We start from the raw sequence: 6,337 nt of genomic DNA on the forward strand, positions 1-6,337 counted from the left end.
TGCTGCGGTAAATGTTCGGGCGATGGAACGCCAATTAGAAATCATGAAAGAAATGGGCGTGAATGCAATTAGGACTGCTCATAACCCGCCAGCACCAGAGTTTTTAGATTTATGTGATAAAATGGGATTGTTAGTTATGGATGAGGCTTTTGATATGTGGGCCAAGAAAAAAACTAAAAATGATTATCATTTAAATTATCCCGAGTGGCACAAACGCGATTTGGAGGATATGATTCTTCGCGATAGAAACCATCCATCAATCATTTTATGGAGCATTGGTAACGAAATTCGTGAGCAGTTTGATAGTACCGGCATTGCAATTACGAAAGAACTGGTTGGCATTGTAAAAAATCTGGATAAAACCCGTCCGGTTATCTCGGCTTTAACAGAAACTGATTCTACTAAAAATTTCATCTATCAAGCTAAAGCTTTAGATGTTTATGGATTAAACTACAACCACAAGAAATATGCTGATTTTCCTAAAAACTATCCTGGAGTTAAGTTTTTAGCTACTGAAACTACATCAGCTTTAGAAACAAGAGGTTTTTACGATACGGCAGATACCGTTCGCCGCTGGCCAAGAGACGGTAAAACCAAATTTACCGAAGGAAATAAAGAATGGTCTGCATCATCATACGATAATGTTTCTGCTTATTGGGGTTCTACCCACGAAGAAACCTGGAAAGAAGCTAAAAAATACGACCATGTTTCAGGCTTATTCGTTTGGACAGGCTTCGACTACTTAGGTGAGCCATTACCGTATCCATGGCCGGCCAGAAGTTCGTACTTCGGAATTGTAGATTTGGCGGGCTTTCCAAAAGATTCTTATTACATGTACCAAAGTGAGTGGACCAGCAAACCGGTTTTACACATTTTGCCACACTGGAACTGGGAAACCGGAAAATCAGTAGAAGTTTGGGCATATTATAACAATGCTGACGAGGTTGAACTTTACTTAAACGGTAAATCTTTAGGCAAAAAGTCAAAACAGAAAGATGATTTACATGTGCTTTGGAATGTAAATTTTGAGCCCGGAACGTTAAAAGCGGTTTCTCGTAAAAACGGAAAAGATGTTTTGGTTCGCGAGGTAAGAACTGCAGGAGCACCTGCAAAAATTGAATTAATTGCAGATAGAAAAAACATTAAAGCCGATGGCAAGGATTTATCATTCATCACCGTTCGCATTTTGGATGAAGCTGGAAATGTGGTTCCAAATGCAGATAACTTAGTTGATTTTAAGATAGAAGGAAATGGTTTTATTGCCGGGGTGGATAACGGCTTTCAGGCAAGTTTGGAACCATTTAAAGCAAATTATCGCAAAGCATTTCACGGTTTATGTTTGGCTATTCTTCAATCAACGGAAAAGGCCGGAAGTATTAAGCTGACGGCAGACGCCAAAGGTTTGGCAAGTTCATCAATAACCATTACAACAAAATAATCCCGATCAATATACAAGTTGGGAAATTAAAAAGATAAAAAATTAAGATCAGTGGAGAAGACGATTAATTTAAAAGGAATAACATGGAACCACAGTCGTGGGCTTTTGCCAATGGTGGCAACCGCACAGCGATTTTCTGAATTGTACCCAAATGTTAATATTACCTGGGAGAAAAGAAGTTTGCAGCAGTTTGCCGATTTCTCCATCCAGGAATTAGCAGAGCGATTTGATTTGTTGGTGATCGACCATCCTTGGGCGGGTTTTGCAGCGAAAACAAAATCCATTGTTCCTTTGGATTTTTATCTTTCTGATGATTATCTGGCCGACCAGGAAAGGAATTCGGTTGGTCAGTCTTATGAAAGCTATTTTTACGATGAGCATTTGTGGGCATTGCCGATTGATGCGGCAACGCCTGTAGCGGCATCGCGACCAGATTTGTTAGCCGAAAAAGGATTAGAATTACCTAAATCATTTGAAGATTTATTAGCACTTGCCGATAAGGGATTGGTCGCGTTCGCAGGTATTCCGATAGATGTTTTAATGAACTTTTACACACTTTGTTGCTCATCAGGCGAAGACCCTTGCCAAAACGACGAAGAGGTGGTTTCGCAAAGTTTAGGTATTAAAGTTTTAAAAATGTACCGGGAGTTGGCTTCCAAAATAGATAAAGCAAATTTCGATAGAAATCCAATTCAGGTTTATGAAGCAATGACTAAAACGGATGAAATTGCTTACTGTCCATTTGCTTACGGCTATTCAAATTACTCGAGAAACGGTTATGCCCGTAAAGTTTTGCATTTCCACGACATGATTTCATTGGATGGAAAAAATAATCTACGAAGCACACTAGGCGGAACAGGATTGGCTATTTCCTCTAAATGCGAAGAACTTGATGTAGCAGCCAAATATGTAGAATTTGTAGGTTCACCTGCGTGTCAGTCAACGTTATTTTTCGAAAACGGTGGACAGCCAGGACATTTAACCGCATGGAAAAATGATGAAGTTAATCGCCAAAGCCAGAATTATTTTTACAATACATTACCAGCTTTGCAGAGAGCATTTCTTCGTCCGCGTTACCACGGTTCCATGTATTTTCAAGACCACGCAGGCGATGTTGTTCGCGATTATTTAATGAATGGTGGCGATGAAATCCAAGTTTTAAATCAAATGAACGAATTGTACCGTAAATCTAAAACTTTGGTATTATCATGAACAGACCTTTAGAAGGACTTTTGGTTTTAGAATTCTGCCAGTTTCTGGCAGGTCCATCGGCTGGATTAAAATTAGCTGATTTAGGTGCCCGTGTAATTAAAATCGAGCGACCAAAAACTGGAGATGCTTGCCGCCAATTATCCATCAAAAATCTTTTTGTTGATGACGATAGTTTGCTGTTTCATACCATTAACCGCAATAAAGAAAGTTACGCAGCCGATTTAAAAAATCCTGAAGATTTAGAAAAGCTGAAAAAATTAATCAGCAAAGCTGATGTAATGACGCACAATTTCCGTCCGGGTGTAATGGAAAAAATTGGCCTGGATTACGATAATGTTCAGCAAATCAATCCGAAAATTATTTACGGAATGGTTACTGGTTATGGAAATGAAGGTCCTTGGCGCAATAAACCAGGTCAGGATTTATTGGTGCAATCGGTTTCAGGTCTAACTTTTTTATCAGGACTCGATACCGATGGACCTGTTCCTTTCGGGCTTTCAGTTTCTGATATTATGTGCGGAAACCATCTGGCTCAGGGGATTATGGCAGCATTAATTAAAAGAGCAAAAACCAATAAAAGTGTTTTGGTGGAGGTGAGTTTGCTAGAATCTATTTTAGATGTTCAGTTTGAAGTGATTACCACTTACCTGAATGATGGAGGGAAACTTCCGGATAGAAGTGGAGCGAAAGGTAGCGCACATGCTTACCTGAGTGCACCTTACGGAATGTATGAAACCAAAAACGGACATATCGCAATGGCAATGGGTAATCTTCCAAATATTTGCGCCATAATCAATTGTGACATCGATGACTTATATGTCGAAGCGGGTTCTGCGTTCGAAAATCGCGATAAATTGATTATCCGCTTGGCGGAAACGTTCAAGAAAAATGATACTGGGTTTTGGGTTAATCTATTAGAAAGTAATGGAATTTGGTGTGCAGAAGTATTAAATTACCAAACGGCTACTGCTTTGAATACCTATAAAAAGTTAGAGATAGAGCAACATTTGGATTTAGGGAAAGGTGTTAAAATCAAAACTACAGTTAGCCCAATTCGATTGGATAATGAAAAATTGTTTGCTGCAAAAGCTGCACCAAAATTGGGTTTTAATACAGAAGAGATTAATAAAGAGTTTGAATTAACTTAAGTCCATCATTGCGAGGAGGTACGACGAAGCAATCTCATTTAAAAAATGCTTTTTACAGTTTACACAAAAAGAAGAGATTGCTTCGTGCCTCGCAATGACGAGGTGTGAATGTAAATAGTAAAATAAGGAGTTAGTATTAAGCTAATTGTCACGTTGAGCCTGTCGAAACGCAATAAAAGTTCTTCGACAAGCTCAGAATGACAATTAGAATGAAATAAAATAAATCCAGCCGTCACCCTGAATTTATTTTAGGGTCTTAAGCAAAAAGATGCTGAAATGATTTCAGCATGACGAGGTTTTAACAAAAAATAAAATATATGAGACCGCTTGAAGATTATTTAGTTATCGATTTCAGCCAGTTTCTTTCTGGGCCATCGGCGAGCTTGCGCTTAGCCGACATGGGTGCCCGTGTAATCAAAATTGAGCGTTTAGGTGTAGGCGATATCTGCCGTACGCTATATACCTCAAACTTGATTATGAATGGTGAATCATCGGTTTTTCATGCCATCAATAGAAATAAAGAAAGCTTTGAAGTAGATTTAAAGAATGAAGATGATTGCGAAATGGTTCGCGAACTGCTTAAAAAAGCAGATGTAATGATTCACAATTTTCGTCCGGGTGTAATGGAACGTTTAGGTTTCGATTATCAATCCGTAACTGCTATTAACCCATCAATTATTTATGGCGAAATTTCGGGCTATGGAACGGATACGGAATGGAAAAATAAACCTGGTCAGGATTTGTTGCTACAGTCAGTTACAGGTTTAACTTCGCTAACCGGAAATGCCGATAGCGGCCCTGTTGCAATGGGTTTATCCATTGTTGATATGTTGGCTGGCGCACATTTAGCGCAAGGTCTTTTAGCTTGTTTGTATCGCAAAGCGATAAAAAATGAGGGTGGTTTTGTGCAGGTAAGTATGATGGAATCGGCTTACGATTTTCAGTTTGAAACCATTACTACTTTTATGAACGATGGTGGCGCATTGCCAGAACGTTCGAAAAACAACAATGCTAACGCTTATTTGGGGGCGCCATATGGAATTTATCAAACAGAAAACGCATATTTAGCATTGGCGATGGGTTCCATTCCACAACTTGGTAAGTTATTAGGTTGTGAAAAGCTGGAAGATTATTTAGAGCCAAGTGAGGCATTTGATAAACGTGATGAAATTAAGGCGATTTTAGCTGAACATCTTTTATTAAACACAACTGAAAATTGGCTTTCTATTTTAGAGCCAGCTGATATATGGTGTGCTGATGTGTTAAATTGGAATGCCTTGATGGAACACGATGGTTTCAAGGTTTTAAATATGATACAGGAAGTAGAAATGGTTGATGGCTATAAATATGAAACAACCAGATGCCCGATTCGCATTGATGGCGAACGATTAACGTCATCAAAGGGTTCGCCGAAATTAGGGCAGGATAACGAAAAAATCATTAAAGAATTTATCACACAGAACACGATTGCAAATGCATAACCAGGTTGAAACTTTCAGGATTGCCGTTCGCAAGTTTGCTCCTTTTGAGTCTGCAATGCAGAAATTCTGGGACAAATTTTGTGCGTTTTCAGGCTGTAAGTCGAAGCTGGAAATGGTGGTGATGGATTTACATGAACTTTATGATGCAACCATAACACAAAAAGGTTTGGCTAATGGTAATTTCGATGTTGCTCACATCAGCACCGATTGGATTCTGGAAACCTATTCGAACCAACATGTTGAAATTTTAAATCCATACATTAATAGAAATAAGCCACAAGATTTCCCACAGGGATGGAGTAAATCTCTTTTGAGTTTGCAGCGATTTGGTTGGGAAGTGGTGGGTTTACCCTTTCACGATGGACCTGAATGTTTCATTTACAGGAAAGATTTATTTGAGTGTGAAACGGAAAAAGCAAATTATCTCGAAAAATTTGGCAAAGCCTTAGAAGTTCCAAAAACCTGGGAAGACTTTCATCAGGTAGCGCAATTTTTTAATCGCCCTGCAGATAACCTATACGGAAGTATATTTGCCTGTTATCCTGACGGTCACAATGCTGTTTTCGATTTTTGTTTACAACTGTGGACCAGAGGAGGAAGTTTGGTTGATAAAAATGGTTTTATCCAAATCAATACACAGGCTGCAATTGATGGCTTAAATTTTTATAGGGAAATTGTAAATGATAAAACCGCTGTTCATCCGAAATCTGCTGAATTTGAATCAGTAGCGGCTGGAATCGCTTTCTCGCAAGGCGAAGCAGCGATGATGATTAACTGGTTTGGTTTCGCCGCAATGTGCGAAGTAGATGAAAATTCAAAAGTTAAAGGTAAAATTGATGTTGATTTACTGCCAACTGTAGCTAGTAACAACTCAGCATCTTTAAATGTATATTGGCTTTATACCATCGCCAAAGGCAGTAGAAATAAAGCAGTCGCATACGATTTTCTTCGTTTCGCACTGGCTGAAGAACAAGACAAGCAGCTGACTTTGGAGGGTGGAATTGGTTGCAGAATCTCAACATGGAAAGATAGTGAAATCAATAAAGCAGTGTGTACGT

5 protein-coding genes are annotated in these 6,337 nt (G+C 38.9%); all 5 read left to right on the forward strand.

Translation table 11 applies throughout. The features are described 5' to 3' along the window. Nucleotides 1-1,438 (forward strand): glycoside hydrolase family 2 TIM barrel-domain containing protein (locus ON09_RS21610; RefSeq protein ID WP_010603159.1); only part of this gene is annotated, 1,438 nt, incomplete at its 5' end. Nucleotides 1,439-1,489: 51 nt separating this feature from the next. Continuing rightward, on the forward strand, nt 1,490-2,650 hold the full coding sequence (locus ON09_RS21615; protein WP_010603160.1) for an ABC transporter substrate-binding protein: 1,161 nt from the start codon (nt 1,490-1,492) through the stop codon (nt 2,648-2,650). Beyond that, the gene (locus ON09_RS21620; RefSeq protein ID WP_010603161.1) at nt 2,647-3,798 is read left to right on the forward strand and encodes a CaiB/BaiF CoA transferase family protein; all 1,152 of its coding nucleotides are present in this window, start codon (nt 2,647-2,649) and stop codon (nt 3,796-3,798) included. The genes ON09_RS21615 and ON09_RS21620 overlap by 4 nt, the downstream gene beginning before the upstream one ends. A 317-nt stretch (nt 3,799-4,115) precedes the next feature. Beyond that, nucleotides 4,116-5,279, forward strand: coding sequence for a CaiB/BaiF CoA transferase family protein (locus tag ON09_RS21625; RefSeq protein ID WP_010603162.1), 1,164 nt, complete (start codon nt 4,116-4,118; stop codon nt 5,277-5,279). Beyond that, on the forward strand, nt 5,272-6,337 hold a 1,066-nt coding region (locus tag ON09_RS21630), incomplete at its 3' end, for an extracellular solute-binding protein (RefSeq protein ID WP_010603163.1). The genes ON09_RS21625 and ON09_RS21630, both read left to right, overlap by 8 nt.

Origin of the sequence: Pedobacter agri PB92, from assembly GCF_000258495.1 — a bacterium.
Lineage (GTDB): Bacteria > Bacteroidota > Bacteroidia > Sphingobacteriales > Sphingobacteriaceae > Pedobacter > Pedobacter agri.